1 pseudogene is annotated in these 293 nt (G+C 49.8%); it reads right to left on the reverse strand.

Annotated features, from left to right (window positions below):
* Positions 1-18: 18 nt before the first annotated feature.
* Positions 19-293, reverse strand: a pseudogene (locus tag OGX86_RS00285) (T6SS immunity protein Tli3 family protein); the annotation flags it as partial.

The raw sequence follows: 293 nt of genomic DNA on the forward strand, positions 1-293 counted from the left end.
GGCATATCCCATTGCAGATTATTTCCCTGCATCCATATCGCAGTGCATTCGGGTCCAGCCCTTATAGCCCACCACCTCCGGCTCTTTGTCCGGCAGGTTTTGATAGTTGGCCTTATAACCTTCCGTTAAATGGGCTAAAGATGCTTTCATAAACACCACCGTTCCCCACGCAGCACCTGGAAACTCAGGACTGGTATGGCCGTTCACATACTCGCCACCGGATTTATGCTTGCCTGGCCTGTAGAGATAATAGGTGTCATCAAAGTATTGATAATCTATACCCGGACCACCCG

Origin of the sequence: Citrobacter sp. Cpo040 (genome assembly GCF_030332915.1) — a bacterium.
In the GTDB taxonomy this organism is placed as follows: Bacteria; Pseudomonadota; Gammaproteobacteria; order Enterobacterales; family Enterobacteriaceae; genus Citrobacter; species Citrobacter portucalensis.